This window comes from Acidovorax sp. FJL06, from assembly GCF_003852545.1.
In the GTDB taxonomy this organism is placed as follows: Bacteria; Pseudomonadota; Gammaproteobacteria; order Burkholderiales; family Burkholderiaceae_C; genus Acidovorax.
Genome location: NZ_QAJR01000010.1, coordinates 173,277 through 199,983 on the forward strand (window position 1 = coordinate 173,277; position 26,707 = coordinate 199,983).

Here is a 26,707-nt window from a genome sequence, read left to right on the forward strand (position 1 = left end):
TTCTGTTCTGCGGCGCGCTCAGTCCAGCGCGCCCGACGATTGCTTGGCGCGCAGCAGGTCGATCAGCAGCGCATCGCGCGCGCGGGCCAGGTCGCCGGCCTGCCGCGTGCCCAGCTCCTGCGCCACGCCCTCGGCCACCTGGTGCTGCAGGGCCGCATCCATGGCCGGGGTGCCCAGGTCGCGCCACCAGTCTTCGATGGGGCCGCCCAGGTGGGCCAGCAGGTGCGCAATGCCGCCCTCGCCGCCCGACAAGTGCAGGTTCATGAACGGACCCATCAGCGCCCACCGCAGGCCGGGGCCCTGGGCGATGGCGGTGTCGATGTCGCTGACGGTGGCCACGCCCTCGTTCACGAGGTGAAAGGCCTCGCGCCAGAGCGCGGCCTGCAGGCGGTTGGCAATGTGCCCCTTGATCTCGCGCCGCACCTGGATGGGGCGCTTGCCGATGCGGGCGTAGAACGCCATCGCCTGCGCCACAGCCTCGGGCGCCGTGTGCTGGCCGCCGCCCACCTCCACCAGCGGAATCATGTGCGGCGGGTTGAACGGGTGGCCCAGCACCACCCGCCCGGGCCGCGCGCAGGCTTGCTGCATGTCGGTGACGGCCAGGCCGGACGAACTGGACGCCAGGATCGCCTGCGCGGGCGCGGCTGCGTCCATGCGGCGAAACAGGTCCACCTTGAAGTCCAGCCGTTCAGGCCCGCTCTCCTGCACGAAGTCGGCCTGCGCCAGCGCGTCCTCCAGCCGGTCATGCCACCGCAGGCGGTCCTGGCGGGCCCCTGCCGCCAGCCCCTGGCGCGACAACGCCTCCCAGTGCGTTGCCACGGCCGCGCGCAGGCGCTGCTGCGCGCCCGGTGACGGGTCCCAGGCGTCCACGTCCAGGCCCTGCGCCAGAAAATAGGCGGCCCAGCTCGCGCCGATGACGCCGGTGGCCACCACGGCCACGCGCTTCACGGTCGAATCCATCGAAGAATCTCCTTATCGTTGTTGCACGGAGGCGCGCAACGCAAGGCCAGCGCCGCCGCGCAAGGGCCGCGAAGCAGCTCAGGAAGAGTCAAGACTCCGCCGTGAAACCGACCTTTTTAACCAGCGGCCCCCAGCGCTCGAACTCCGCCTGCTGCGATGCCAGCATCTCGCCAGGCGTGGAGCCCTTGGCGATCAGCCCCACCACGGCCAGGCTGTCGATCACGGCCTTTTCCTTGATGGCGGCGTTGATGGCCGCGTTGGCGGCCGCCACCACGGCCGCGGGCGCGCGGGCCGGCGCATAGAAGCCAAACCACTCCTCGGTCGTGAGTTCGGGAAAGCCCTGTTCGGCAAACGTGGGCACCTCGGGCGAGAACGGGGACCGCGCCTGGCCCGAGGTGGCAATCAGCCGCAGCTTGCCCGCCTTGTGGTTGGGAATGAAGTCGCCGCTGGGCGTGACCATGGCGGCGATCTGCCCGCCCACCACGTCCGTCACACCGGGGATGGAGCCCCGGTAAGGCACATGCTTGAGATCGACCCCGTGGTTCAGCCCCAGCAGGGCACCAATGAAATGCGGCGTGGAGCCCGCTGCGGGCGAGCCGTAGTTGGCCTGCACCGGGTTGGCCTTGGCCCAGGCCAGGAAGTCCTTCACCGTCTTGACCGACGCGGGCACCAGCGGCCCCACGGCCAGCCCGTGGTGCATGACCGCCGCGATGGACACGGGCACGAAGTCCTTGCCAGGGTCGTAGCTCAGCCTGCTGTAGATGTGGGGGTAGATCGAGGTGCACGAGAACGGCGACAGCGTGAGCACGCTGCCGTCCACGGGCGCGCCCTTGAGCGACTCCAGCGCAATGCGCCCGCCCGCACCGGGCTTGTTCTCTACCACGGCGGGGTTGCGCGTGTAGGCTGAGCCGGCCAGCTTTTCGCCCACCCGGCGCGCCACGCTGTCGCCCGCGCTGCCCGCCGGAAAGCCGTAGAGGATCTTGACCTGTTCCAGCGCCTGGGCCCGGGCCGCCATCGGCGACAAGGCCCCCAGCGCTGCAGCGCAGCCCAGCTGGTTCATGAAATGGCGGCGTGTGGGCATCATCGTTTGTCTCCTGCGGGTTGTTAATTGCGGGTTGCGGGTTGCGGGTTGCGGGTTGCGGGTTGCGTGCGGTGACGGAAAGGGGGGCACGCAGATCAATCTACGGCAAACGCAGGCCGGGCGCCACCGGTGCGCGGCAGGCCCAGGAGGGCACGCGCCTCGGCGGGGGTGGCGGGCTCCATGCCCAGCTCGCGGATGATGCGCACGATGCGTTCGGTGAGCTGCACATTGGTGGCCAGCTCGCCCTGGCGGAAATACAGGTTGTCCTCCAGCCCCACACGCGCATGGCCGCCCAGCAGCAGGGCCGCCACATTGGCTTCGAGCTGCGAGGGGCCGATGCCGCTCACGCAGAACAGGCTGTTCTTGGGCAGCGTGTCCACCATCATCTGCAGGTGGCGCGGCGAGTACGGCATGGCGTTCTGGAAGGCGCGGTGCACGTTCATCACCAGGTTGATGAAGTGCGGGCCGTCGTCGTCATGCCCTTCCTCGATGAGCGTGGTCACATCCTGCAGGATGTGCGTGGGGCTGAACACCTCCCACTCGGGCTTGATGCCGCGCGCCTTCATGCCCGCCGCCAGCGCGCGGCCCTTGCTGAGCGGCGTGTCCATCAGGATCTCGCGGCCATCGAAGCTCAGGTTCAGCGTGGTCGCGTCGAGCGTGCACATTTCGGCACCCGCGTCCATGCCCTGGATGCGCTCTTCCCAGGCAATCTCCCAGCGGCCGCCGGGCAGCGGCTTGACCATGTCGCCATGCACCCCGCCACCCGTGGAGTTGTTGAGCACGATGTCGCAGCCCTTGGCGCGGATGCGCGTGTTGATGTCGCGGTAGATGTCGGGGTTGCAGGTGGCGCCGTCGTCGGGCCGCCGCGCATGGAGGGCCACCACGCTCGCGCCGGCGTTCCAGCAGCGCTGCACGTCGTCGGCGATCTCGTGCGGCTGGGTGGGCAGATGCGGGCTCTGCGCCTTGTGGGCCATGCCCCCCGTGGGGGCAATGGTGACTATGACTTTGCGTTGGATCATCGCGGTGCCTGGCGGAAAATGCTAGTGCTGGCGATTATTTTTGGATGCCCCGGCACACTCAGTCATCGCGATGACATTTGGACTCAGGGTATACGTGGGTCTGTCTTTTGAACGGCGCCGCGCGCAGGAGAATGCCCCACCATGCTGCTCACACAGGCTCCCCCCCACCGTGGACGATCTGCTGGCCCGGTCGGCCTGGTTTCCGCTGCTGAACGGCGCCGCGCAGTCGCGTGTGCGCGATGGGCTGCGCGAGGTGGACGTACCCCAGGGCGGCGCGCTGTGCCGGCGTGGCGACACACCCTTGCACTGGTACGGCACCATCGAAGGCCTGCTCAAGTGGACGGTGACCTCTGGCGACGGCCGCTCGGTCACGCTGGGCGGGCTGTCAGCGGGCAGCTGGTTTGGCGAGGGCACCTTGCTGCGCGGCAGCCCGCGCACGGCCGACATCATTGCGCTGCGCCCCAGCCGCGTGGCACTGGTGCCGGTGGAGACCTTCGAATGGCTGCACACCACCGAGCGCAGCTTCGACCACTTCCTGCTGCGCCAGATCAATGAGCGCATGCACTGGTTCCTGGGCAACTTCACGGCCCACCACCTGCTCGACACCGACAGCCAGGTGGCACGGGCGCTGGCAGGCCTGTTCCACCCGTTTCTCTACCCCGGTATGGACCGGCACCTGCAGATCTCGCAGGAGGAGATCGCCAACCTCACGGGCGTTTCGCGCCAGCGCTGCAATGCGGCGCTCAAACGCCTGCAGGAGTCGGGCATTGTGCAGATCGAGTACGGCGGCATCACCGTGCTCGACCTGCCGGGCCTCAGGCGCTACGTGGAGTAGCTTCCGGCCTGCGCGATGAAGTCGGTGGCCGCCGCGATCACCGCATCGGGCCGGTCGCGGTGCGGTGAATGCCCGCACGCAGGCAATTCGAGCAACCGCGTGCCCGGAACCCGGCGTGCGATGCCGCGGATCTGCTCCAGCGTGCCGTACTCGTCGTCCACGCCCTGGATGGCGAGCACCGGCGCGCGGATGGCGGCGATCTCGGCCTCGATGTTCCATTGCCGAAAGGGCGGGTGCAGCCAGATGCGGTTCCAGCCCCAGAAGGCCGAGTCCGCATCGTCGTGGTAGCGGCCGAGCTTCGCAGGCAGGTCGGTGCTGCGGTACGCATCCCGCGCGATCTCGATGTTGGCGATGGTCACGTCTTCCACAAAGATATGTGGCGCCATCAGCACCAGGCCGCGCACGGCTGCAGGAAAGCGCGCCGCGTACAGCAGCGCGATCGATCCGCCATCGCTGTGGCCCAGAAGCCAGGGCGCCTCGGTGAGGCCCAGGGCGTCGAAGAAGGCGGGCAGAACCTCGTGCGCCTGGCGGTGCATGAAGTCCACGTCCCAGGTTTCGTCAGGTTCGCGCGGGGTCGAGCGGCCATAGGCCGGACGCGAGAACACCAGGCCGCGCACACCGGCCGCGTTGCACAGGCGCTCGGGAAAATCCTTCCACATCGCCACCGAACCCAGGCCTTCGTGCAGGAACACGAGCAGCGGGGCAGCGCTGCGCTCGGGCGCGATCCACTGGTGCTCGATGTGCACCGTGCGGCCGCGCCAGGCGATGCTGGCGAACCCCGTGGCGGGAGAAGACGCCTGCGCCTTCACGCGCGGGCCTCCTTCTCGCGCAGGCGAAAGCGCTGGATCTTGCCGGTGGCGGTCTTGGGCAGCTCCTCGATGAACTCGATGAAGCGGGGGTACTTGTAGGCCGCCAGGCGCTCTTTCACGAAAGCCTGCAGCGCCTGCGCGTCCACCTGGTGGCCCTGCTTGAGCACCACGTAGGCCTTGGTCTTGGTCAGGCCCTCGCCGTCCTGCACGCCGATCACGGCCGATTCGAGCACGGCGGGGTGCTGCATCAGCGTGGCCTCCACCTCGAAGGGCGAGACATAGATGCCGCTGACCTTGAGCATGTCGTCGCTGCGGCCGGCGTAGGTGTAGTAGCCGTCGGTGTCGCGCGTGTACTTGTCGCCGCTCTTGGTCCAGCCGCCCTGGAAGGTCTCGCGCGATTTCTCGCGGTTGGCCCAGTACATCAGCGCCGCACTCGGGCCACGGATGTACAGGTCGCCCACCTCGCCGTCGGGCACGGGGCGGCCGTCCTCGCCGCGCAGCTCCACCTCGTAGCCCTCCACGGGTTTGCCGGTGGTACCGTAGCGCACATCGCCCGGGCGGTTGGAGATGAAGATGTGCAGCATCTCGGTGGAGCCGATGCCGTCGATGATCTCGCAGCCGAAGCGCTCCTTGAAGCGCTGGGCGATCTCGCCCGGCAGGGCCTCGCCGGCCGACGAGCACATGCGCAGCGCCACGGCCTCGCGCGCCGGCAGCGCGGGCGATGCCAGCATGCCGGCAAAGCCCGTGGGCGCGCCGAAGAACACCGTGGGGCGGTGCTGCGTCCAGCGGCGGAAGGTGGCGTCGGGCGTGGGCCGCTCGGCCATCAGCACCACGGTGGCACCCACCGAGAGCGGGAAGGTCAGCGCATTGCCCAGGCCGTAGGCAAAGTACATCTTGGCGGCCGAGAAGCAGACATCGTTCTCCGTGAGGCCCAGCACCGGCTTGCCATAGAGCTCGGCCGTCCACCACAGGTTGGCATGGGTGTGCACCGTGCCCTTGGGCTTGCCGGTGGAGCCCGAGGAATACAGCCAGAAGCCCGGGTCGTCCGCGGCGGTGTTGACCGGCGCGGCGAGCGGCGTGGCCTGCGCCAGCGCGGCCTCGAAGTCCTGCGCGCCTTCGGGCAGCGGCCCGGTGGGCTGCGAGACGAGCAGGGTGCGCACCTCGTGCGGAGCGCGGCCCATGGCGTCCTGCAGCACGGCCAGCAGCGCGCTCGAAACGATGGCCGCCTGCGCGCGGCTGTGGTCCAGCATGTAGGCGTAGTCGTCGGCCGTGAGCAGGGTGTTCACCGCCACCGGCACCACGCCCGCGTACAGGCAGCCCAGGAAGGCCACGGGCCAGTCGCTGCTGTCGTGCATGAGTAGCAGCACGCGCTCTTCACGGCGCACGCCCGCGTGGGTGAGGGCCGCGGCCAGGCGCCGCGCGCGGTCTTCCAGCGCGCCGTAGCCGAGGCTGCCGCGGTCGTCGATGTAGGCCGCGCGCTGTGCGCGGTCCCGGTTCAGCTCGAACAGGTGCTGGGCGAAATTGAATCGTGGGGGCAGGCTCATGGTGTTGTCTCCTTGGGGCCTCTCGGGTCGGATGCGCGTTGTGTGCCGCGTCTTGTGTGGATGTCAGAGTCCCAGTGCCGCCAGCACGCCGGGGCTGGCCTGCACGGCCGTGCGCTGGTGGTAGAAATCGAGCGCGCGCAGGCCGCCCAGCTCCGCGCCGCCGCCCGCGCGGCCCGGGCCGCCGTGCTGCGACATGGGCATCACGTTGCCATGGCCGCTGTGCGCCTGCGCCACGTCGGGCGTGACCACGTGCACGCGGCCATGGCTGGCGGCCACGGCCAGCGCGGTCTGTGCCAGTGCGGTTTCGTCGCTGCCATAGAGCGAGGTGACCAGCGAACCCTGGCCCCGGTGCGCCAGCGCGACGGCATGCGCGCTGTCGCGGTAGGGCAGCAGCGTGGCCACGGGGCCGAAGACCTCCACGTCGTGCACCGCCTGCGCGGCATCGGCATCGCGCGCGCCCAGCAGCACCGGGCCGATGCAGGCGGCCACGGCCGGGTCGGCGTCCACCAGCGGCCGGTCGCGCCCGTCGTGCAACACAGTGGCCTGCGCTTGCAGCGCGGCCAGGCCTTCGCGCACGGCAGTTAGCTGGGCCCGGCTGACCAGCGAGCCCATGCGCACGCTGTCATTGCGCGGGTTGCCCACGGTGATGCCGGCGAGCTTGGTGCCAATGGCCTCGGCCGCGGCGTCGTACACCTCGGCCGGCACCAGGATGCGGCGGATCGCCGTGCACTTCTGGCCCGATTTCACCGTCATCTCGCGCACCACCTCGCGCACCAGCAGGTTGAAGGCCTCGCTGCCTGGCGCCTCGCCCGGCAGCAGCACGGCGCTGTTGAGGCTGTCGGCCTCGATGTTGGCGCGCACCGAGCGCTGCGCCACCGCAGGGTGCGAGCGGATCACGCCCGCCGTCTCGGCCGAACCGGTGAACGACACCACGTCGAAGGGCTGCAGCTGGTCCATGAGCCCGGCCGAGCTGCCGGCGATGACCGACAGCGCGCCCGCAGGCAGAACGCCTGCGTCCACCACATCCTTGACCATGCGCTGGGTGAGCCAGGCCGTGGCCGTGGCCGGCTTGACGATGACCGGCACGCCCGAGAGCAGGGCCGGCGCAGCCTTTTCCCACAGCCCCCAGGAGGGGAAGTTGAAGGCATTGATGAACAGCGCCACGCCCTGCGTGGGCACCGACAGGTGCTGGGCCTGGAACACCGGCTCCTTGCCCAGGCGCACGGCATCACCGTCGCGCAGGGCACGCACATCGCCCAGGGCATCGCCCCACTTGGCGTACTGGCCCAGGGTGAAGATGGCACCGTCGATGTCCACGGCCGAATCGTTCTTCACCGTGCCGGCGTTGGCGGTGGCGATCTCGTAGTAGGCATCGCGGTTGGCCAGCAGCACCTTGACGATGGCCGCCAGCAGCGCGGCGCGTTCGCGGTAGGTCAGGGCGCGCAGGGCCGCACCGCCCTGCTGGCGCGCAAAGCTGAAGGCCTCGGCCAGGTCGAGCCCGGTGGAATCCACGCGCACCAGTTCATTGCCCAGCACCGGGTCGAACAGGGGCGTACCGTTGCCGGTGCCGGCCTGCCAGCGGCCGGCGGCGTAGTTGGAGAGGAGTTCGGTCATACAGATAGGCGGAGAAAAGGCGGGTATCAGGCCTTGGTGAATTGGATTTGCCCCTCGGGCAGGAGGTAGAGCACCAGCGCACGGCCCTGGGCCACAGTCGGCCGGTGGGCGGTGCCCGGCCCGTAGACGCACCAGCCCGCGGGCCGGCCGTCGAAGGTGGCGCTGCTGCCCTCGATGGGCATGATCAGGTCGATCTCGCCGTTCGGGTGCGTGTGGTGCGGGCCGGCCAGGTCCTGCATGTCGACCACGTCCACCGAAAAGCGGTGCAGCGCGTCCTCGGCCTTGAACACCCGGCCGTACTTGATGCCGCCGCCCTCGCGCTCGCACAGCCAGCCCTCGGCCACGCCGGTGATACAGGCGTCGCGCAGCTGCGCATAGGTGGCGCTGCCGGCGCCATGGGTGGTGTTGAGCCACTGGTCCAGCGCCGCGTCCAGCGGCTGCCCGGCGATCTGGCCCGTCAACGCGGCAAGGGTCTGGTGAAATACGGCTTTGGTGGGCATAGGCGTGTCTCGAAAGAAGGCGTCAGGGGCACAAGCGCGAAGGCAGGGGGTTGATCCATGTCCTTGCGCCACCCCAAAACATGCAGTATGTTGCGCAACATGAACAATAGTTTCTGATTTAATTAACGTCAAGCACTATAGTGCATATTTGGTATTTTCCCTGAGCAGCGGCCAGGGTGGCAATTGGCGGACGAGGATGGGTATGAACGAACAAGAAGAGGCAGGGATGGGCCTGCCGGTGACCGCAACGGCCACCGCCGTGGCCGAGGAACCCAAGAACCCCGTGCTGGTGGCGCTGGGGGAGCGGGTGCGCAACCTGCGCGCGCAGCGGGGCCTGACGCGCAAGGCCGTGGCCCTGGCGGCCGACGTGTCGGAACGGCACCTGGCCAACCTGGAATACGGCACGGGCAATGCCTCCATCCTGGTGCTGCAGCAGGTGGCAGGGGCGCTGCATTGCTCGCTGGCCGAACTGGCGGGAGACTTCACGACGCGCTCGCCCGAATGGCTGCTGATCCGCGAGCTGCTGGAGCACCGCAGCGAGCCCGAGCTGCGCCGCGTGCGCCTGGCCCTGCATGAGCTGCTGAGCGGCGGCAGCAATGACACAGCCCGGCACGGGCGCATCGCCCTGGTGGGCCTGCGGGGGGCCGGAAAGTCCACCCTGGGGCCTCTGCTGGCGCGCGCACTCGATGTGCCTTTCATCGAGCTGAGCCGCGAGATCGAAAGCCTGGCGGGCTGCAGCGTGCGCGAGATCCACGACCTCTATGGCACCACGGCCTACCGCCGCTATGAACGCCGGGCGCTGGAAGAAACGATCCAGATCCACAGCGAGGTCGTGATCGCCACCCCGGGCGGCATTGTGTCGGACCCCGCCACCTTCAACGAGCTGCTGGCGCACTGCACCACCGTCTGGCTGCGCGCCGCGCCCGAGGAGCACATGGGCCGCGTGGCGGCCCAGGGCGACATGCGCCCCATGGCGGCCAGCAAGGAGGCCATGGACGACCTCAAGCGCATTCTGGACGGGCGCGCCGCCTTCTATTCCAAGGCCGACATCACGATCGACACCTCGGGGCAGACGCCCGAACAAAGCCTGGCCGCGCTGCACGCGGGCGTGCGCAAAGCCACGGCCCGGGCGGCCTGAGCCCCTCCCGCCGGGCCGCCGCGCCCCATCGGCCCCGCCCAACGCGGGGCACGGCCCGGCCCCGGCCGACGCCCCCCCGCCTGCACACCAGCTCCTGATGGGAAACCGCAAAACATGCATTGACTTGCCTGTTGATATGCAGCATGATGCACATCAACGGACGAAACATGCATTATTTTGCACAAACCCATTCCACGGAGACGCCATGACCCACCCCACGCTACCCCCTTCCCGCATTGACTACCGCACCGACCCCACGCAGTACCGCCACTGGAAGCTGGCGGTGGACGGCGCGGTGGCCCGCCTGTCGCTCGACATTGCCGAAGACGGCGGCATCCGCCCTGGCTACAAGCTCAAGCTCAACAGCTATGACCTGGGTGTGGACATCGAGCTGCACGACGCGCTCAACCGCGTGCGCTTCGAGCACCCCGGCGTGCGCACCGTCATCGTTACCAGCGCCAAGGACCGCATCTTCTGCTCGGGCGCCAACATCTTCATGCTGGGCGTCTCCAGCCATGCCTGGAAGGTGAACTTCTGCAAGTTCACCAACGAGACGCGCAACGGCATCGAAGACTCGTCCAAGCACTCCGGCCTCAAGTTCGTGGCCGCCGTGAACGGCGCCTGCGCCGGCGGCGGCTACGAGCTGGCCCTGGCCTGCGACGAGATCGTGCTGGTGGACGACCGCTCGTCCGCCGTGTCGCTGCCCGAGGTGCCGCTGCTGGGCGTGCTGCCCGGCACCGGCGGCCTGACCCGCGTGACCGACAAGCGCCATGTGCGCCACGACCTGGCCGACATCTTCTGCACCAGCGTGGAGGGCGTGCGCGGCCAACGCGCGGTGGACTGGCGCCTGGTGGACCGCATCGCCAAGCCCGCACAGTTCGCCGCCGCCGTGAGCGAGACCGCTGCGCGCCTGGCCGAAGACAGCGCCCGCCCCGCCAACGCCCAGGGCGTGGCCCTGACCCGCGTGGAGCGTGAAGAAGGCGCCGACAGCCTGCGCTACGCGCATGTCAGTGTCGACATCGACCGCACCCGCCGCACGGCCACCATCACGGTGAAGGCGCCCACCGGCGCCCAGCCCACCGACATCGCCGGCATCGAGGCCGCAGGCGCCGCCTGGTGGCCGCTGGCCCTGGCGCGCCAGCTGGACGACGCCATCCTGAACCTGCGCACCAACGAACTCGACATCGGCACCTGGCTGCTCAAGACCGAGGGCGACGCCCAGGCCGTGCTCGCCAGCGACGCCACGCTGATCACGCACCAGGACCACTGGCTGGTGCGCGAAACCATCGGCGCGCTGCGCCGCACCTTCGCGCGGCTAGATGTGTCCTCGCGCAGCCTGTTCGCACTGGCGGAACCGGGCTCGGCCTTCGCGGGCTCGCTGGCCGAGCTGGCCTTTGCGGCCGACCGCACCTACATGCTGGCCCTGCCCGATGACGCGGAGCGCGCCCCCCGCCTCACCCTCAACGAGTTCAACTTCGGCCTGCTGCCGATGGTGAACGACCAGAGCCGCCTGCAGCGCCGCTTCTACGAAGAAGCCGCACCCCTGGAAGCCGCACGCGCCGCCGCCGGCAAGCCGCTCGACGCAGACGCCGCCCTGGCCCTGGGCCTGGTGACCGCCGCCCCGGACGACATCGACTGGGACGACGAGATCCGCATCGCCATCGAGGAGCGCGCCGCCATGTCGCCCGACTCGCTTACCGGCCTGGAAGCCAACCTGCGCTTTGCCAGCAAGGAAAACATGAACACGCGCATCTTCGGCCGCCTGACCGCCTGGCAGAACTGGATCTTCAACCGCCCCAATGCCGTGGGCGACAAGGGCGCGCTCAAGGTCTATGGCACCGGCCAAAAGGCTGGCTTCGACTTGAATCGGGTGTAGCCCCCTGAGTCGCCTGCGGCGCCTTCCCCCTCAGGGGGACGACGCCCTCGCTGCGGGGCGGCCCTTGCTCGGCGTCCCTGGCCCAGGCCGTGCCAGTTGCAGGCACTGCGGGTTGCAAGCAGCACCAAGGATCACTGAATTTCTACTCCAAGGAGACCTCCATGAGCACCATCAACTACAGCGAGAAGATCCCCAACAACGTCAACCTCGGCGAAGACCGCACGCTGCAGCGCGCGCTCGAAGGCTGGCAGCCCAACTTCATCAACTGGTGGGACGACGTGGGCCCCGAGGGATCGACCAACCACGAGGTCTACCTGCGCACCGCCGTGAGCGTGGACCCCAACGGCTGGGCCCAGTTCGGCCACGTGAAGATGCGCGACTACCGCTGGGGCATCTTCCTGAACCCGGGCGACGCCAACCGCGAGATCCACTTCGGTGACCACAAGGGTGAGAAGGCCTGGCAGGACGTGCCTGGCGAGCACCGCGCCAACCTGCGCCGCATCATCGTGACGCAAGGCGACACCGAGCCCGCATCGGTCGAGCAGCAGCGCCACCTGGGCCTCACGGCGCCCAGCATGTACGACCTGCGCAACCTCTTCCAGATCAATGTGGAAGAAGGCCGCCACCTGTGGGCCATGGTCTACCTGCTGCACAAGCACTTCGGCCGCGACGGCCGCGAAGAGGCCGAGGCGCTGCTGCAGCGCACCTCGGGCGACGAGAACAACCCGCGCATCCTGGGCGCCTTCAACGAAAAGACGCCCGACTGGCTGGCGTTTTTCATGTTCACCTACTTCACCGACCGCGACGGCAAGTTCCAGCTCTCGGCCCTGGCCGAAAGCGCGTTCGACCCGCTGGCACGCACCACCAAGTTCATGCTCACCGAGGAGGCCCACCACATGTTTGTGGGCGAAAGCGGCATCTCGCGCGTGCTGGCGCGCACCGCGCAGGTGATGAACGAGCTCAAGACCGACGACCCACAGAAGGTGCGCGCGGCTGGCGCCATCGACCTCCCCACGGTGCAGCGTTACCTCAACTTCCACTACAGCGTGACCATCGACCTGTTCGGCGCCGACCAGTCGAGCAACGCCGCCACCTTCTACAGCTCGGGCCTCAAGGGCCGCTATGAAGAAGGCAAACGCACGGACGACCACATCCTCAAGGGCCAGACCTACAAGGTGCTGGAGGTCAAGGACGGCCAGCTGCTGGAGAAGGATGTGCCCATGCTCAACGCGCTCAATGAAGTGCTGCGTGACGACTTCATCAAGGATTCCATGGCCGGTGTGGGCCGCTGGAACAAGGTGCTGGAAAAAGCCGGCATCCCCACGCGCCTGTCGGTGCCGCACAAGGCCTTCAACCGCCAGATCGGCGCGCTGGCCGGCATCAAGATGTCGCCCGACGGCCGCGTGGTGAGCGAAGCGGAATGGAGCGCGCGCAAGGCCGAGTGGCTGCCCACGCCCGAGGACTTTGCGTTCGTGGCCTCGCTCATGGGCCGCGTGGTGGAGCCGGGCAAGTTCGCGGGCTGGATTGCGCCGCCGGTCATGGGCATCAACCGCCAGCCGGTGGATTTCGAGTACGTGCGCTTCGGCTGACCCGCCCGCACGCCACCGCAGCCCCGCCGCGCCACGGCGGGGCGACACGGGACGGGGCCCCCACGTATTTGCCGATAGCGCACCCCGCCCGCCTCCCGGTACAACCCACCTACCGCGAGGCCTTCAGGAGAACACCATGGATATGGCCGTCCAAGCCGCCGTCATCAAGCAGCACCTGATCGACCCCGAGATCTGCATCCGCTGCAACACCTGCGAGGCCACCTGCCCGGTGGGTGCCATCACGCACGACGACACCAACTACGTCGTGCGGGCCGACGTGTGCAATGGCTGCATGGCCTGCATCTCGCCCTGCCCCACGGGCTCCATCGACAACTGGCGCACCATGCCCCTGGCACGTGCGTACACGGTCGAGGAGCAGCTCACCTGGGAAGAACTGCCGCCCGAACTCACGCCCGATGCACTGGCCGCCGAGGGCGTCGCGCCGGCCCTGGATGCCATGCCACCGTCCACACCTGCCGCGCCGGTGGAGCCGGGCACGCAGGCGTTCCGCTCGGCCCAGTACGGCGCCACCGTGCCGCCCTGGTCTGCGGCCCACCCGTACACCAACCTGTTCCCCCCCAAGAGCCCCACCACGGCCACCGTGGTGGGCAACTTCAACTGCACCGAGGCAGGCTTTGAAAGCGAGACGCACCACGTGGTGCTGGACTTCGGCAGCATGCCGTTTCCGGTGCTGGAGGGACAGTCGATTGGCATCATTCCGCCGGGTGAGGACGCCCTGGGCAAGGCGCACCACGCGCGCCAATACTCGATCGCCAGCCCACGCAATGGCGAGCGCCCCGGCTACAACAACCTGGCGCTGACCGTGAAGCGCGTGACCCAGGACCACGACGGCAATACGGTGCGGGGCGTGGCCTCCAACTACATGTGCGACCTGAAGGTGGGCGACAAGGTGCAGGTGGTGGGGCCGTTTGGCAGCTCCTTCCTCATGCCCAACCATCCCCGCTCGCACATCGTGATGATCTGCACCGGCACCGGCAGCGCCCCCATGCGCGCGATGACCGAATGGCGCAGGCGCCTGCGCAACAGCGGCAAGTTCGAAGGGGGCAAGCTCATGCTGTTCTTCGGCGCCCGCACCCAGCAGGAGCTGCCCTACTTCGGCCCGCTGCAGAACCTGCCCAAGGATTTCATCGACATCAACCTCGCGTTCTCGCGCACGGCCGGGCAGCCCCGGCGCTATGTGCAGGACCTGATGCGCGAGCGCGCCGCCGACCTGGCCGCGCTGCTGCGTGATGGCGGCAGCCACTTCTATGTGTGCGGCCTCAAGAGCATGGAAGAAGGCGTGGTGATGGCCCTGCGCGACATCGCCAGCGAGGCCGGACTGGACTGGGACACCGTGGGCCCGGCCCTCCAGCGCGAGGGGCGCCTGCACCTCGAAACCTACTGAGCCGCAGCGACAGGGCGGGCGCAGGGCCCGCCCGCCCCCCGCCCCATCTATCTGCCAGGCCCCTCAGCGCCTCTGCGCCGCCAGCCCGCGCACCACGGCGGTCAGGCGGTCGATCTCATCGAACGTGTTGTAGAACGCGAGCGAGGGCCGCACCGTGGTCTCCACGCCAAATCGGCGCAGGATGGGCTGGGCACAGTGGTGGCCTGTGCGCACCGCAATGCCCTCCTGGTTGAGCGCCTTGCCCACCTCCTCTGTGGTGTAACCGGCAAGAACGAACGACATCACGCTGGCCTTGTGGACCGCCGTGCCGATCAGGCGCACACCCTGAATGGCACCCAGCTGCTGCATGCCATACACCAGCAGGTCATGCTCGTACTGCGCAATGTTCTCGATGCCCACGCGGTTCACGTAGTCGATGGCGGCCCCCAACCCCACGGCGTCGGCGATGTTGCCGGTGCCGGCCTCGAACTTGTTGGGGATGGGCTGGAACACCGTCTTCTCGAAGGTCACGTCGGCAATCATGTTGCCGCCGCCCTGCCAGGGTGGCATGTCTTCCAGCACCTCGCGTTTGCCCCACACCACGCCAATGCCGGTGGGCCCGAACACCTTGTGGCCCGAGAACACGAAGAAGTCGGCGCCGATGTCCTGCACACCCGCATGTGCGAGATGGACTGCGCGCCATCGACCAGTGCCTTGGCTCCCGCACGGTGCGCCAGCGCCACGATCTCCTTCACCGGCACCACCGTACCCAGCGCGTTGGACACCTGGGTGACCGACACGATCTTGGTGCGGTCGTTCAAGAGCTTCTGGTATTCATCGAGCAGCACCTGGCCCGAATCGTCCACCGGGATTACGCGCAGCTTGGCCCCCTTGGCCGCAGCAAGCTGCTGCCAGGGCACGATGTTGGCGTGGTGCTCCAGGTGGCTGACGATGATCTCGTCGCCTTCGCCAATGTGCTGCGCTCCCCAGCTCTTGGCCACGAGGTTGATGGCCTCGGTGGTGCCGCGCACAAAAATCACCTCGTTCACATCCGGCGCGTTGATGAAGTTCTTCACGCGCTGGCGGGCGCCTTCGTAGGCGTCCGTGGCACGTGCAGCCAGCTCGTGGGCGGCACGGTGGATGTTGGAGTTTTCGTGCGCGTAGAAATGGCTGATCCGGTCGATGACGGCCCGGGGCTTGTGTGTAGTGGCCGCGTTGTCGAACCACACCAGCTGCCGGCCATTCACGCGCTCGGAGAGCACGGGGAAGTCGCGGCGGATGGCATGCACGTCAAACGGCGGATGCTGCCCCTGCCCCGCCAGGGGCACCGTGGCGTGCGGCGCGGGCTTGGCCGGGGTGACATAGCCACTGGGCAGCACCACCGCATCGGCAAAGTAATACTGCGGTGCGGCACCGGGCGACGCTTGCGCCAAAGGCGCGGACGAGGATGCAGGCGTGCTGCGCAGGTCCACCCCCTGCAGGTTCGCAAACGGCTGGCTGGCCAGTTCGTCGCTGACGCGGGTGGGGCCCGGCGCATGGCCTGGCGTGCCACTGTGGCCGCCGGGCGCAGGCTGTCCATGGTGGGGCGACAGGAAGTAGAACGGCGATGCCGTGGCGGCCGGGTGACTGGCCGCAGGTGCGCCGCTGGCACCCGCCGCCTCAGGCACACCCAGCACGCCACTGCCAAAACGGGGCTCGTAGCCCGGCACGGCGGTGACCACCGTGTCGGGCACGCCGTTGGCAGCGGTGGCGTGGGGCAGCAGGGCGGGTGCCCGGTTCGCCAGCGACAACACGGGCGTGGGTGATGCAGGCACCAGATTGCCGCCCGGCACTTGCCCTTGCGGAAACGGCGTGCCAGGCACGCTGGGCCCCAGACCTGCAGGGCTGGCCAACGGCGAGCCCGCAGGCGCAATGTTGACGGGCGCCTGCACACCCGCCGGTACGGGCGATGCCTGAGCGAAGCCCGGCACGGTGGCCGGTGGTGTCGATGGCAACCCCAGTGCGGGGCTGGACGGGTTGCCGCTGGGCAGCTGTGGCGCTTCACCCGGCCGTGCCGAGAAGAACGCCGTGGCCATCTGTGCCAGAAGCGCCGGGCTGATCGGTGCCCCCGACGCGTCGGGCACGCCCACGGAAGTGGAAGGGATGTTGCTCACCGCTGATTACTTGTAGGTGTCAGGGTAGTCGTGGTACTTGTTGACCTCGACGTCATCCAGCACGGCCAGCGCGTCGCTGGTCAGCACGGCAAGCGAGCAGTACAGCGAGATCAGGTACGACGCGATGGCATGGTTGTTGATGCCCATGAAACGCACCGACAAACCCGGGCCCTGTTCGCCTGGCAAACCTGGCTGGAACAGGCCCACCACGCCCTGGCGCTTGTCGCCCACGCGCAGCAGCAGGATCTTGCTCTTTCCGTCGGCCACAGGCACCTTGTCCGAGGGAATCAGCGGAATACCGCGCCAGGTGATGAACTGCGAACCAAACAGGCTCACGGTGGGCGGCGGTGTACCACGGCGCGTGGCTTCGCGGCCGAACGCAGCGATGGCCAGCGGGTGGGTCAGGAAAAACGCGGGCTCTTTCCAGACCTTGGTGAGCAGCTCGTCCAGGTCGTCGGGCGTGGGGGCGCCGGTGAGCGGAAAAATGCGCTGCTCATCGGTCACCTGGGCCAGCAGGCCGTAGTCGGGGTGGTTGATGAGTTCGCTTTCCTGGTTCTCCTTGATCGTCTCGATCGTGAGGCGCAGTTGTTCCTTGATCTGGTCGTGCGGGCTGCTGTAGAGGTCCGAAACGCGGGTGTGCACGTCGAGCACGGTGCTCACGGCGTTGAGGTGGTATTCGCGCGGGTTCTCCTCGTAGTCCACGAAGGTGCGCGGGAGCTGGTTGTCCGACTCCTTGGCCGTGCATGCGACCTTGATCGCCTCGGGGTTCTTGACCCGGTTGAGGCGGTAGATGCCCGCCTCCACCGGCACCCACTGCAGCAGATGCGTCAGCCAGCGCGGGCTGATGGTCGAAAGCTGGGGGACTGTCTTGGTGGCATTGGCCAGTTGCCGTGCCGCGTTATCGCTGAGTGCGGTCGTGCCGCCCACTGTTGCCGACATGTAAAACTCCCTAAAGTTGGAATGGATGTGAAAAACTGAAAACTGCTGCGCGAAGTGTCAAAGCTCTGCCGGCCGGCTTCAACAGGCTATAGCCGCCAACTGAAGACCCCGCACCAGGTTGGACCGGTGCACAACCTCGCCGCGCGTGACCAGCGTGGAGGGCGTGACCCCGAGCGCACCCGCCAATTTCTCCACGGTGACGAGCGACGCAATCACGCAGCCGCGCTCGATTTCGCCCACATACGAGCGGTTGAGGTCCGAGTGCTCGGCCAGCCGCTCCTGCGACCAGCCCTGCGCTTCGCGGGACTGGCGCACGGCAATGCCGAAGCCCTTGATGAGCGTGGTCATGGCGCCACCTCTTCCACGGCCTGGGGCGCACGCACCGACTCCTGGGAGCTGGCCTGGGTGATGTGGGCCCCAGGGGCCACGTCCTGCGTGAGCCACACATTGCCGCCGATGACGGCCCCCCGGCCCAGCGTGACGCGGCCCAGGATGGTGGCGCCGGCGTAGATGACCACGTCGTCCTCCACCACGGGGTGCCGGGGCAGCCCTTTTTGCAGGTGGCCCTGGGCATCGGTGGGAAAGCGCTTGGCGCCCAGCGTGACCGCCTGGTACACCCGCACGCGCCGCCCGATCACGGCGGTTTCGCCAATCACCACGCCCGTCCCGTGGTCGATGAAGAAGCCCGCCCCGATCTGCGCACCCGGGTGGATGTCGATGCCGGTCTGGCTGTGGGCCAGCTCGGCCACGATGCGCGCCAGCAAGGGCAGGCCCAGCTGGTACAGGCAGTGGGCCAGGCGGTGGTGGATCATCGCCAGCACGCCGAGGTAGCACAGCAGCACCTCGTCCACACTGCGCGCTGCCGGATCGCCCTGGTAGGCCGCCAGCACATCGCTGTCGAGCAGGCGCCGGATTTGCGGCAGCGCCTGCGCAAAGGACTGGGCCACATGCCGGGCCTGTGCCTGCACGCTGGCGGCATCGCGCGCCTGCTGGCGAGCGCTGTAGCGCAGCTCCAGGCCGATCTGCGCCCACAGCGTGTGCAGCGCCGAGTCCAACGTGTGCGCCACGTAGAAGTCTTCACTCTCCTGGCGCAGGTCGTAGGGCCCGAGACGCATCGGAAACAGCGCGCCCTTGAGCTGCTCGACCACCTGCGCCAGCGCATCCCGCGACGGAAACTCGCGCCCGCCCGCTTCCTGCGAGCGGTTTTGCGCTTCGCGCCACTCGCGCCGCACTTCGCTCAGCGACGCAGCAATCTGTTCGATGTCAAACATGGCCATGGGGTCCCTGTGGTGCAACGGCTTCAGTCCTGAACCCAGGGCAGCCCGTGAAAGCGCCAGCCGTCGCTGCTGCCCCGCTGCTGGCGCGTGTCGATCTCGCCTTCAAACCCTTCGCGCACGTTGAACACATGGCGAAAGCCCCCGGCAGCAGCGGCCTCGGCGGCCAGCACCGAGCGTTTGCCGCTGCGGCACAGCAAGAGCACCACGGCCTCCTTGCCGCCGTCCTTGGCCAGCCGGGCCTCCAGCTCCCGCACAAAGCGGGGGTTGCGGGTGAGCGCCGTGCCCGTGGCCCAGGCCACATGCAGGCTGCCGGGCACATGGCCCACAAACTTGCGCTCCTCGGCCGAACGCACATCCACCAGCAGCGCCTGCCCTTCGCGCACCAGGTCCCACGCCACCGGTGGGAGCACGCCCCCTGCGTAGGCCAGGCCTGTGTCCGAAGCCGCTTGGCGCGCCTGCTCCAGCGCGGCAGGCAATACGGCTTCTGCGATTTCGTGGGTCATGTATGGGCTCCTCGTGCTGATTGGATGGGGATAGCCATCGAATCTACGGGGCGAGCCATCATTCACAAACGAATAAAAACTCCGTTCAAAATTACTTAAACATCCTTGAACCGAGGCGCACCTCGTCCGCCCGAAGGGGGAGGCGGCCAGGGCACGCGCACGGCAGCGCCGCAGCGCCCCAGGCCGGCCCCATTTGCATTCCTGCGAAAATAGCGGGTTTTGCCCACTGGGGACCCGTTCCCTGATGCACCCGCGCCCGGAGCGATCCGGCGCGTGGTGCCCGCACAGTGAATGACCCCCACGGGATGTATCTGCACCACCGACTCAACAGCTCGCGCCTTGTTGTCCTGCTCCAGCAATGGGCGCGGGAGGACGGCGCGCGGGCCGCGCAGGCGCCACAGCAGGACGTGGCGCAGGTGCTGAGCCAGTGGCTGGGCACGGTGGACGCCGTGCAGCTCAGCCGGGCGCTGCACGCCATCGAATCCTTGCCAGGCGCGGGGGATGGGGCGGCAGCTGCGCCAGGGCCAGCCCTCGGCATGGCCGCACTGGACCGCTTTGTCCAGAAGGCCCAGGCCGATCTGACCACCCTGCTCACGGCCCGGGCCGCAGCCCCCAAGCCCCTGCGCGCGCGGGCCGACAACACGCCCATGGAGATGCCCGACCCCCAGGCCGATGCGGATTTCGCGGCCCATGGCCCCCGCTACCTGGAGCTGCAAAGGCAGATGGACACGCGGCTGCTGGCCCTGCGGGCCCAGGTGCGCCACGCCATTGCCAAGGGCAGCCCCGCCCTGCGGCAGCTGGCAGCCCTGGATGCCGTCATGGAGCAGATGCTGGGCGCGCGCGAGCAGCGGCTGTGGGCGTCGCTGCCCGGCCACCTGGAGCGGCGCCTGGCCCACCGCCACCAGACGCACCAGCAGGCGCTGCAGGCCTGCGGCCAGTCCGACGAGCCGCTGCGCTGGCGCCAGCCGGGCGGCTGGCTGTGGGCCTTTGAACAAGACATGCAGGCGCTGCTGCTTGCCGAGATGCAGGTGCGCCTGCTACCGATCACGGGGCTGCTGGAAGCCGCCCACCACGAGAAAACAGGACAACAGGAATGAACAAGAGTGTGATGCCCGCCATCTTTGCCGTGGGCCTGGCGGCCGTGGGCTGGGTGGGCTGGGGATTTGTGGGGACCAGCCCCCTGGCGCTGGCGATGACGGCGGTGATTGGCGCGGTCTATGTGCTGGGGGCCTATGAGCTGCGGCAGTTCCGCGCCGCCACCCAGTCCCTGGCTGGCGCGCTGGCTGCCAGCCCCGCGCAGCCCGCGCCGCTGACGGACCTGAACGGCTGGCTGGACCGCCTGGCGCCCGCGCTGCGCCACCCCGTGCGCCAGCGCATCGAAGGCGAGCGCGTGGCACTGCCAGGCCCGGCCCTCACGCCCTACCTCGTGGGCCTGCTGGTCATGCTGGGCATGCTGGGCACCTTTCTCGGCATGGTGGTCACTTTCAACGGCACCATGTCCGCGCTGGAGACCTCGTCCAGCCTGGAGTCGATCCGGGCCGCACTGTCAGCCCCCATCAAGGGCCTGGGCCTGTCGTTCGGCACCTCGGTGGCCGGCGTGGCTGCCTCGGCCATGCTGGGCCTGCTGTCGGCGCTAAGCCGCCGCGAGCGGCTGGCGGCCGTGCGCCTGCTGGATGCGCACATCCCCACGCTGTTCCGCCCCTTCTCGCCGGCCTACCGCCGCGAGGAGATGCTGCACGCCCTGCAGACACAGGCCCAGGCCCTGCCCCTGATCGCCGAGCGCCTGCAGGGCCTGGTGGAAGGGCTGGAGCGGCGCAACGAGCAACTGGGCACCCAGTTGCTGGCGCAGCAGCAAGACTTCCACCGCGAAGCCGCTGCCGCTTACACCCAGCTGGCCAGCACCGTAGGCACCTCGCTGCAGGACAGCCTGGGCGCCAGTGCACGCCAGGCCGGCGAGGCCATCCGCCCCGTGGTGGAACAGGCCATGGCCACCCTGGCCCAGGAGGCCCAGCGCTCGCACGAGCGCCTGCGCGCCACCACCGATGCGCAGATGCAGGCGCTCTCGGGCCAGTGGGAGGGCACCGCCCGCCAGGTGGCCGACACCTGGACCTCGGCCCTGCAGGGCCACACCCAGGCCCAAACCACGCTGGTGGCCCAGCTCGACCAGGCGCTGCAGACCGTCACGCAGGCGTTTGACCAGCGCTCCAGCACCCTGCTGGCATCTCTGCAGGCGTCGGCCGTCCAGACGCAGGCGGCCCAGGCCGCCGCCGACGCGCAGCGCCTGGAAGGCTGGCGCGGCTCCCTGAACGGCATGGCCACGGCCCTCGCCACCGAATGGCAGCGCATGGGCGACCAGACCCTGGCGCAGCAACAGGGCGTGGGCCAGGCGCTGGCAAGCGCCGCCACACAGATCGACCACACCTTGCACAGCGCCACCCAGGCCTTCGACCAGCGCTCTGGCGCCCTGCTGGCCGCCCTGCAGGACACCGTGGCGCAATCGCACGCGGCCCAGTTGGCCGCCGACCATCAGCGCGCGGAAGGCTGGAGCCACACCATGGAGGGCCTGGCCAGCACCCTCGGCGCCGAATGGCAGCGCATGGGGGCACACACCGCAGCGCAGCAGCAGGCGGCCTGCCAGGCACTCGAAGGCACGGCCACGCAGATCGGGCAGACCCTGCAAACCGCCAGCCAGGTGCTGGACCAGCGCTCCAGCACCTGGCTGGCAGCGCTGCAAGACACCGTGGCGCAGTCGCACACCACCCAGCTGGCCGCCGACCAGCAGCGGCTGGAAGCCTGGAGCCGGTCCATGGACAGCATGGCCGGCGCCCTCACGGCCGAGTGGCAGCGCGTGGGCGAACAGGCCGTGGCGCAGCAGCAGGGCGTGTGCCAGGCGCTGGAGGCCACCGCCACCCAGGTCACCGAGCGCATGACCGAGCAGGTGGCACGCACCCTGGGCAGCACCGCGGCGCTGATGGAGCAGTCGGACGCACTGCTGCGCACGCGCCTGACCACCGAGGCCCAGTGGGTGCAGGCCCAGGGCCAGCGCATGGACGAACTCACCGGCGTGTGGCGCACCGAGCTGCAGGCCCTGCGCGACGCCGAAGCCCAGCGCGGCCAGGCCGCCGTGGAGCGGCTCGACACCTTGCAGGCCGCCGTGGCGCAGCACCTGGCCACACTCGGGTCGGCCCTGGAGGCGCCGCTCACGCGCCTGCTGCAGACCGCGTCCGACGTGCCACAGGCTGCGGCCGAGGTCATCACCCAGCTGCGCCAGGAGATGGCGCGCCTGAGCGAACGCGACAACACTGCACTGGCCGAGCGCACCGCCATGGTGGAGCAGCTGGGCACCCTGCTGCACGCGGTGAACGATGCCGCCGTGCAGCAGCGCGCGGCCATCGATGCCCTGGTCGGCTCAGCGGCCCAGGTACTCGAACAGGCAGGGGAACAATTTGCCCAGGCGCTGGGCGCGCAGGCCGGCAAGGTGGACGAGGTGGCCGCCCATGTGGCCGCCAGCGCGGTGGAGCTGTCCAGCCTGGGCGAATCCTTCAGCCATGGCGTGGGCCTGTTCAGCGCCAGCAACGAAAAGCTCATGGAAGGCCTGCAGGGCATCGAGGGCGCGATCAGCCAGTCGATGAACCGCAGCGACGAGCAACTGGCCTACTACGTGGCCCAGGCCCGCGAGGTGATTGACCTGAGCATCAGCGCGCAGCAAGGCATCGTGGAAGACCTGCGCAGGCTGCACGGCCACGCCAGCCGGCCCGCAGCCCTGGCCGCAGCCGCCGCCGAGGGAGCCGCCGCGTGACCGGCCTGGACGACACCCTGGACGACCACAGCGAGCCCACCGCCCCCGTGTGGGCGGTGTTCGGCGACCTCATGGCGGGTTTGCTGGGCGCATTCGTGCTGATCCTGGCCGGGGTGCTGGTGGTGCAGATCGACCTGGTGTCCAGCCTCAAGCAGGAGGTGGAAAAGCGCCAGCAGGAAGAGCAGCGCCGCATGGCGCTGGAAAAGGCCCTGGCCATCCCGCTGGCCAGCGGCCGGGTCACGGTGAACAACGGCCGCATCGGCATCAGTGGCAGCGTGCTGTTTGCCACGGGCTCCGACGAGCTGCGCCCCGAGGGCCGCCAACTGCTCAGGAGCCTGGTGCAGCCCCTGCAGGTGTACCTGCGCGAGCGCGACGAAATGCTGATGGTGAGCGGCTTCACCGACAACACCACGCTGCTGCGCGGCACCCACCAGCGCTTTGCGGACAACCTGGAGCTGTCGGCCCAACGGGCCCTCACGGTGGCCCGCGCCCTCATCGACGAAGGCATGCCGTCGTCCCAGGTGTTTGCCGCCGCCTTTGGCGCCGAGCAGCCCGTGGCCGACAACACCGATGAAAAAGGCCGAGCGCAGAACCGGCGCGTGGAAATGGCCCCGGTGCCCAAGGCCTCGAACACCCGGCCCGCACGCCATGAGTGACCCCCAGGGCGCCTCCTCGCCGAGTGCCCCGCCCGGCGAGCCCACGCTAGGAGGCTGTCGGACTTGGAGCGTCGGTAGCGAAAATCAGCCCCAGCGAGGACAGTTTTTGCCGGATTTGCAGCCCCATAGCCCGGCTATGGGGCAAAAATACGGTGTTCTCGAAGAGCGGCGAAGCCAAAAATGGACCGCTGAGGCCGATTTGCAGCCGACGATTTCCAAGTCCGACAGCCTCCTTGAGACGCTGCGGGCCGAAGGCGCGCACCACCACGACCCGGTGCGCTTTCACTACCTGGAGGTGCTGGCGCAACGCCTGCCGGGCCAACCCGCGGCCGTGCAGCAGGTGCTGGCAGGGCGGCTGCACATGGCGCTGGCGACCTATGCCCGACAGGCCCAGCAAGCCCAACAGGCCCCATCGCCCCATCTGACAACCTCGGCATCGGACGCGCTCCACCGGGCCGCAGCGCCCCAGCCGGCACCGCCCTCTGCCACCGGCTCCCCGCTGGCGCGGCTCAACCATGCGCTGCGCACCCGCGCCCAGGCCGAAACGGCCACCCCGCACGGTGGCAGCGGCAGCGGCGACACCAGCCTGCCGGAGATGAAGAGCGTGCGCCAGTTCGGCGAGGTCTGGTCCAAGATCTCCGCCGAGCAGCAGGTGGTGCAGGCCCTGCACCGTGGGCCCGAGAACGCCGGCCCGCTCAACGCGCACAAGCTCATGCTGCGCACGCTGAGCCTGATGCGCACGCTGTCGCCCGACTACCTGCGGCGCTTCATGTCGCAGGTGGACACCCTGCTGTGGCTCGAACAGGCGGGCACCCGGGCCCCAGGCCCGGCCGCCCGCCCCGCGCGCAAGGGGCGGCAACGGCCCTGAGAACGTGATGACTTACGCACAACATGCCCAGGCACAGTGCGTCCCCTGTGGGGAAAGCCGTTGTGCATCCTTGTTTGCGTAAGTCCTGAACCTGTTGACGATCTTTTCAGGGCCGCCCTACACAGGCCCCGGGGTCACCGGCCGCGCGGCACTCTCCAGCAGCCACAGCGCGGTGCGCGCACGCGTCAAGGCCACGTACAGCATGTTGCGCTCGCGGTAGGACTCCTGGTGCGACGCGGCCCCCGGAAACCGTCCGCGCTCCACAAAGGGCACGGCCACGAAGGTGAACTCGCGGCCCTTGCAGGCCTCCACGCTCATCAGGCGCAGGGTCACGGGTTCCTTGCGCAGGTGCATCTCGATGCTGCTGGTGGCCACCAGCGTCAGCCGGCCCAGGAACTCGCTGACCGGCATGCCCTGCGCCAGCGCCGCCACCTGGCCGAGGCTGGCCAGGCAGGCCTGCCGCTCCTGGCCGTTGATGGGGGCTTCCTCAAAAATGCGGCGCACCAGGGGGTGGCTGCACAGCGCCCCCGCATCGGCACACAAGGCCGGCGCCAGCGCCAACACCTGCGCGCAGGCATCGGCCAGGGGCGGGGCACTGCGGTCCAGGGTGCCGTGCTGGATGTAGCGGCGCATCTGCGCCACATCCCCGTGCAGGGTGGCGCCCAGTTGCAGGCTCTCGCTGGCACCGGGCCGGTCCGTCCAGCCCGACTCGTCGAATTGCCCCTGCGCCAGCACATCGGGGTCCACCGTGCCGTGCCGCACCGCGCGGCGGCCATAGTGCAGCAGCCCCTGGATGGCCGCCCCCAGGATGCCGGGGGTCAGGGGGCGCCCCACCGGGCTGCCCTCCAGGGCCCACAGCAGGCACAGCACCAGGGCCACCTCGCGGCGCAGATAGAAGGCGCTCATCCCCTGGCAGCCGTAGTGCACACCTTCGTGCCCGAACACCCACTCCAGCAGGATGCTGTCCTGCGGGTTCCTCAGCACCACATTCAGGGCGCTGTGCTGGCTCTTGTCCCCATGCAAGCCCCCCCAGCCCTGCGTGATCTGGGCCTGCAACTCCACCAGCTGCTGCGCGCATTGCGCATCCGTGTCGTAGGTTCCATGCACGAACGAGTCCGCGCTCTGCGCCACGGACGCGAACTCCACCCCGAACAGCGGATTGAGGGCCGCGCAGATCTCCGCGCCAAACCGGCGCGTGGTGTGGATGCGCAGAACCTCGGTGTCTTGCGGCAGGCTGGCCCGGATGTGCTGCAAGGCCCCGCCAAAGACCGAGAACGAACCTTCATGGATATGCTGGTTGAAATCACCGGCCCCCACGAACACGCCGTTGTGGCTTTGCACCAGCTTGCGCAGAATCGTCAGAGCGCTCTCATCCAGGTCGTGCAGCTCATCAAACAGCACCGCGCCATAGCGCCCCTGCAGCCACTCGCAGGGCTGGTCCCAGTCCAGCAGGTCCAGCTGGCGACACAGCTCCAGGCTGCAGTCGCCGTCGGCATAGAACCGGGGCTCGTGGCCCAGGCCCACGCGCATGCGCTCGTAGTGCCTCAGCAAGCGGTACAGGCCATAGTCCAGGTCCTGCTCTTCGCAGAAGGCCCGCAGATCCCCTCCGGCGTCGTCGCACTGCTTGTCCAGCCGCTTCTTCTTGGCCAGGGCTTCGAAGGCCAGGAACGCATCGATGTCCACATCGCGCTCCAGCACGGCATCGGCGCCGGGGTCGGGGCTGCGCGTGAGTTCCTGGCGCAGCGCCTGCTGGGCCTGCAGGATCAGCAGGCGCCGGCGCACCGGGTCCTGCAGCCGGATGACGGGATCGCCCTGTGCCCGCAGCACCTGCTCGCTGAGCTGCTCCATCGTCAGGATCTCCAGGCTGGCTGGCACGGCGCCATGGAGCTTGAGCATGCGGTCGCGCAGGGCCGTGACCCCGGCGCGCGAATAGGCCAGCACCAGGATGCGCGCCTCGGGGCCCAGGCCGGCCAGCAGGTGGCAGGCTTTCATGCACAGCGTGGTCGTCTTGCCGGTGCCCGCCAGCGCACTGATGATGAGGGCCGTGGCCGGGGACTGAAGAACCTGTTGCTGCTCGCCCGTGGGCACGAACCACTGGCTGTTCCAGCCCCTGGCGGGAAGAGATGTCATGTGTTGCAGGGCCATGTGGCAGATGAGGGGCTC

Annotated in this window: 21 protein-coding genes and 1 pseudogene; 9 read left to right on the forward strand and 13 right to left on the reverse strand. The window is 68.9% G+C overall.

Annotated elements, in window-relative coordinates:
- Positions 1-18 precede the first annotated feature (18 nt).
- The 3 genes from DBV10_RS06300 to DBV10_RS06310 form a co-directional block, all read right to left on the reverse strand.
- Complete coding sequence (locus DBV10_RS06300) at positions 19-960, reverse strand: 3-hydroxyacyl-CoA dehydrogenase NAD-binding domain-containing protein (protein WP_124511682.1); 942 nt, start codon at positions 958-960, stop codon at positions 19-21.
- Between the two features lie 88 nt (positions 961-1,048).
- Positions 1,049-2,041 (reverse strand): Bug family tripartite tricarboxylate transporter substrate binding protein, encoded by a 993-nt coding sequence (locus DBV10_RS06305; protein ID WP_124511828.1) that lies wholly within the window; start codon positions 2,039-2,041, stop codon positions 1,049-1,051.
- Positions 2,042-2,136: 95 nt separating this feature from the next.
- Positions 2,137-3,060, reverse strand: coding sequence for a 3-keto-5-aminohexanoate cleavage protein (locus DBV10_RS06310; RefSeq protein WP_124511684.1), 924 nt, complete (start codon positions 3,058-3,060; stop codon positions 2,137-2,139).
- A gap of 169 nt (positions 3,061-3,229) precedes the next feature.
- Between DBV10_RS06310 and DBV10_RS06315 the strand changes: the two genes are divergently transcribed.
- Positions 3,230-3,895: a Crp/Fnr family transcriptional regulator gene (locus tag DBV10_RS06315; RefSeq protein ID WP_233589819.1), complete on the forward strand. Its 666-nt coding sequence runs from the start codon at positions 3,230-3,232 to the stop codon at positions 3,893-3,895.
- Here DBV10_RS06315 and DBV10_RS06320 read toward each other — a convergent pair.
- The 4 genes from DBV10_RS06320 to DBV10_RS06335 form a co-directional block, all read right to left on the reverse strand.
- Positions 3,883-4,704: an alpha/beta fold hydrolase gene (locus DBV10_RS06320; protein WP_124511688.1), complete on the reverse strand. Its 822-nt coding sequence runs from the start codon at positions 4,702-4,704 to the stop codon at positions 3,883-3,885. The genes DBV10_RS06315 and DBV10_RS06320 overlap by 13 nt on opposite strands.
- Positions 4,701-6,248 carry a benzoate-CoA ligase family protein gene (locus DBV10_RS06325; RefSeq protein ID WP_124511690.1) on the reverse strand — a complete coding sequence of 516 codons (1,548 nt, stop codon included), beginning with the start codon at positions 6,246-6,248 and terminating at the stop codon, positions 4,701-4,703. The genes DBV10_RS06320 and DBV10_RS06325 overlap by 4 nt, the downstream gene beginning before the upstream one ends.
- Before the next feature lie 63 nt (positions 6,249-6,311).
- Entirely contained in the window at positions 6,312-7,862 is a 1,551-nt protein-coding gene (locus DBV10_RS06330) for a 3,4-dehydroadipyl-CoA semialdehyde dehydrogenase (RefSeq protein WP_124511692.1), read from the reverse strand.
- A 26-nt stretch (positions 7,863-7,888) separates the two neighbouring features.
- Positions 7,889-8,362, reverse strand: a complete 474-nt coding sequence (locus DBV10_RS06335; protein WP_124511694.1) for a DUF4863 family protein — start codon at positions 8,360-8,362, stop codon at positions 7,889-7,891.
- Between the two features lie 202 nt (positions 8,363-8,564).
- Here DBV10_RS06335 and DBV10_RS06340 point away from each other — a divergent pair, with 202 nt between their 5' ends.
- The 4 genes from DBV10_RS06340 (at position 8,565) to boxA (ending at position 14,370) form a co-directional block, all read left to right on the forward strand.
- Positions 8,565-9,500, forward strand: coding sequence for a helix-turn-helix transcriptional regulator (locus tag DBV10_RS06340; RefSeq protein ID WP_124511696.1), 936 nt, complete (start codon positions 8,565-8,567; stop codon positions 9,498-9,500).
- Between the two features lie 205 nt (positions 9,501-9,705).
- Entirely contained in the window at positions 9,706-11,376 is a 1,671-nt protein-coding gene (gene boxC / locus DBV10_RS06345) for a 2,3-epoxybenzoyl-CoA dihydrolase (protein ID WP_124511698.1), read from the forward strand.
- A 161-nt stretch (positions 11,377-11,537) separates the two neighbouring features.
- Entirely contained in the window at positions 11,538-12,965 is a 1,428-nt protein-coding gene (gene boxB / locus DBV10_RS06350) for a benzoyl-CoA 2,3-epoxidase subunit BoxB (protein WP_124511700.1), read from the forward strand.
- 136 nt (positions 12,966-13,101) lie between these two features.
- Positions 13,102-14,370, forward strand: a complete 1,269-nt coding sequence (gene boxA, locus DBV10_RS06355) for a benzoyl-CoA 2,3-epoxidase subunit BoxA (protein WP_124511702.1) — start codon at positions 13,102-13,104, stop codon at positions 14,368-14,370.
- 63 nt (positions 14,371-14,433) lie between these two features.
- Here the strand turns inward: boxA and DBV10_RS06360 are convergent.
- From DBV10_RS06360 to DBV10_RS06380, 5 genes and pseudogenes are all read right to left on the reverse strand, one after another.
- A pseudogene (locus DBV10_RS06360) lies at positions 14,434-16,502 on the reverse strand (family 2A encapsulin nanocompartment cargo protein cysteine desulfurase).
- Between the two features lie 6 nt (positions 16,503-16,508).
- A complete protein-coding gene (locus DBV10_RS06365) occupies positions 16,509-17,441 on the reverse strand; it encodes a family 2A encapsulin nanocompartment shell protein (protein WP_124511704.1) in 933 nt (310 codons plus the stop codon).
- 78 nt (positions 17,442-17,519) lie between these two features.
- Positions 17,520-17,789 carry a helix-turn-helix domain-containing protein gene (locus tag DBV10_RS06370; RefSeq protein WP_124511706.1) on the reverse strand — a complete coding sequence of 90 codons (270 nt, stop codon included), beginning with the start codon at positions 17,787-17,789 and terminating at the stop codon, positions 17,520-17,522.
- A complete protein-coding gene (epsC, locus tag DBV10_RS06375) occupies positions 17,786-18,718 on the reverse strand; it encodes a serine O-acetyltransferase EpsC (RefSeq protein WP_124511708.1) in 933 nt (310 codons plus the stop codon). Before epsC ends, DBV10_RS06370 begins: the two co-directional genes overlap by 4 nt.
- Positions 18,719-18,741: 23 nt before the next feature.
- On the reverse strand, positions 18,742-19,221 hold the full coding sequence (locus DBV10_RS06380; protein WP_124511710.1) for a rhodanese-like domain-containing protein: 480 nt from the start codon (positions 19,219-19,221) through the stop codon (positions 18,742-18,744).
- Between the two features lie 305 nt (positions 19,222-19,526).
- Here DBV10_RS06380 and DBV10_RS06385 point away from each other — a divergent pair, with 305 nt between their 5' ends.
- The 4 genes from DBV10_RS06385 (at position 19,527) to DBV10_RS06400 (ending at position 24,544) form a co-directional block, all read left to right on the forward strand.
- Positions 19,527-20,318: a DUF3348 family protein gene (locus DBV10_RS06385; protein ID WP_124511712.1), complete on the forward strand. Its 792-nt coding sequence runs from the start codon at positions 19,527-19,529 to the stop codon at positions 20,316-20,318.
- Complete coding sequence (locus tag DBV10_RS06390) at positions 20,315-23,020, forward strand: DUF802 domain-containing protein (RefSeq protein ID WP_124511716.1); 2,706 nt, start codon at positions 20,315-20,317, stop codon at positions 23,018-23,020. Before DBV10_RS06385 ends, DBV10_RS06390 begins: the two co-directional genes overlap by 4 nt.
- Positions 23,017-23,676 (forward strand): OmpA family protein, encoded by a 660-nt coding sequence (locus tag DBV10_RS06395; RefSeq protein ID WP_124511718.1) that lies wholly within the window; start codon positions 23,017-23,019, stop codon positions 23,674-23,676. The genes DBV10_RS06390 and DBV10_RS06395 overlap by 4 nt, the downstream gene beginning before the upstream one ends.
- 199 nt (positions 23,677-23,875) lie before the next feature.
- On the forward strand, positions 23,876-24,544 hold the full coding sequence (locus DBV10_RS06400; RefSeq protein WP_233589820.1) for a DUF2894 domain-containing protein: 669 nt from the start codon (positions 23,876-23,878) through the stop codon (positions 24,542-24,544).
- 117 nt (positions 24,545-24,661) lie between these two features.
- On the opposite strand, the gene DBV10_RS06405 is transcribed toward DBV10_RS06400, so the two are convergent.
- A complete protein-coding gene (locus tag DBV10_RS06405; RefSeq protein WP_124511724.1) occupies positions 24,662-26,674 on the reverse strand; it encodes a UvrD-helicase domain-containing protein in 2,013 nt (670 codons plus the stop codon).
- Between the last annotated feature and the right edge of the window lie 33 nt (positions 26,675-26,707).

What these genes read in the sequence shown, in the direction of transcription:
- DBV10_RS06300 (WP_124511682.1), bottom strand. Translation starts at nt 960, where the DNA reads ATGGATTCGACCGTGAAGCGCGTGGCCGTGGTGGCCACCGGCGTCATC.
- DBV10_RS06305 (WP_124511828.1), bottom strand. Translation starts at nt 2,041, where the DNA reads ATGCCCACACGCCGCCATTTCATGAACCAGCTGGGCTGCGCTGCAGCG.
- DBV10_RS06310 (WP_124511684.1), bottom strand. Translation starts at nt 3,060, where the DNA reads ATGATCCAACGCAAAGTCATAGTCACCATTGCCCCCACGGGGGGCATG.
- DBV10_RS06325 (WP_124511690.1), bottom strand. Translation starts at nt 6,248, where the DNA reads ATGAGCCTGCCCCCACGATTCAATTTCGCCCAGCACCTGTTCGAGCTG.
- DBV10_RS06330 (WP_124511692.1), bottom strand. Translation starts at nt 7,862, where the DNA reads ATGACCGAACTCCTCTCCAACTACGCCGCCGGCCGCTGGCAGGCCGGC.
- DBV10_RS06335 (WP_124511694.1), bottom strand. Translation starts at nt 8,362, where the DNA reads ATGCCCACCAAAGCCGTATTTCACCAGACCCTTGCCGCGTTGACGGGC.
- DBV10_RS06340 (WP_124511696.1), top strand. Translation starts at nt 8,565, where the DNA reads ATGAACGAACAAGAAGAGGCAGGGATGGGCCTGCCGGTGACCGCAACG.
- boxC (WP_124511698.1), top strand. Translation starts at nt 9,706, where the DNA reads ATGACCCACCCCACGCTACCCCCTTCCCGCATTGACTACCGCACCGAC.
- boxB (WP_124511700.1), top strand. Translation starts at nt 11,538, where the DNA reads ATGAGCACCATCAACTACAGCGAGAAGATCCCCAACAACGTCAACCTC.
- boxA (WP_124511702.1), top strand. Translation starts at nt 13,102, where the DNA reads ATGGATATGGCCGTCCAAGCCGCCGTCATCAAGCAGCACCTGATCGAC.
- DBV10_RS06365 (WP_124511704.1), bottom strand. Translation starts at nt 17,441, where the DNA reads ATGTCGGCAACAGTGGGCGGCACGACCGCACTCAGCGATAACGCGGCA.
- DBV10_RS06370 (WP_124511706.1), bottom strand. Translation starts at nt 17,789, where the DNA reads ATGACCACGCTCATCAAGGGCTTCGGCATTGCCGTGCGCCAGTCCCGC.
- epsC (WP_124511708.1), bottom strand. Translation starts at nt 18,718, where the DNA reads ATGGCCATGTTTGACATCGAACAGATTGCTGCGTCGCTGAGCGAAGTG.
- DBV10_RS06380 (WP_124511710.1), bottom strand. Translation starts at nt 19,221, where the DNA reads ATGACCCACGAAATCGCAGAAGCCGTATTGCCTGCCGCGCTGGAGCAG.
- DBV10_RS06385 (WP_124511712.1), top strand. Translation starts at nt 19,527, where the DNA reads ATGTATCTGCACCACCGACTCAACAGCTCGCGCCTTGTTGTCCTGCTC.
- DBV10_RS06390 (WP_124511716.1), top strand. Translation starts at nt 20,315, where the DNA reads ATGAACAAGAGTGTGATGCCCGCCATCTTTGCCGTGGGCCTGGCGGCC.
- DBV10_RS06405 (WP_124511724.1), bottom strand. Translation starts at nt 26,674, where the DNA reads ATGACATCTCTTCCCGCCAGGGGCTGGAACAGCCAGTGGTTCGTGCCC.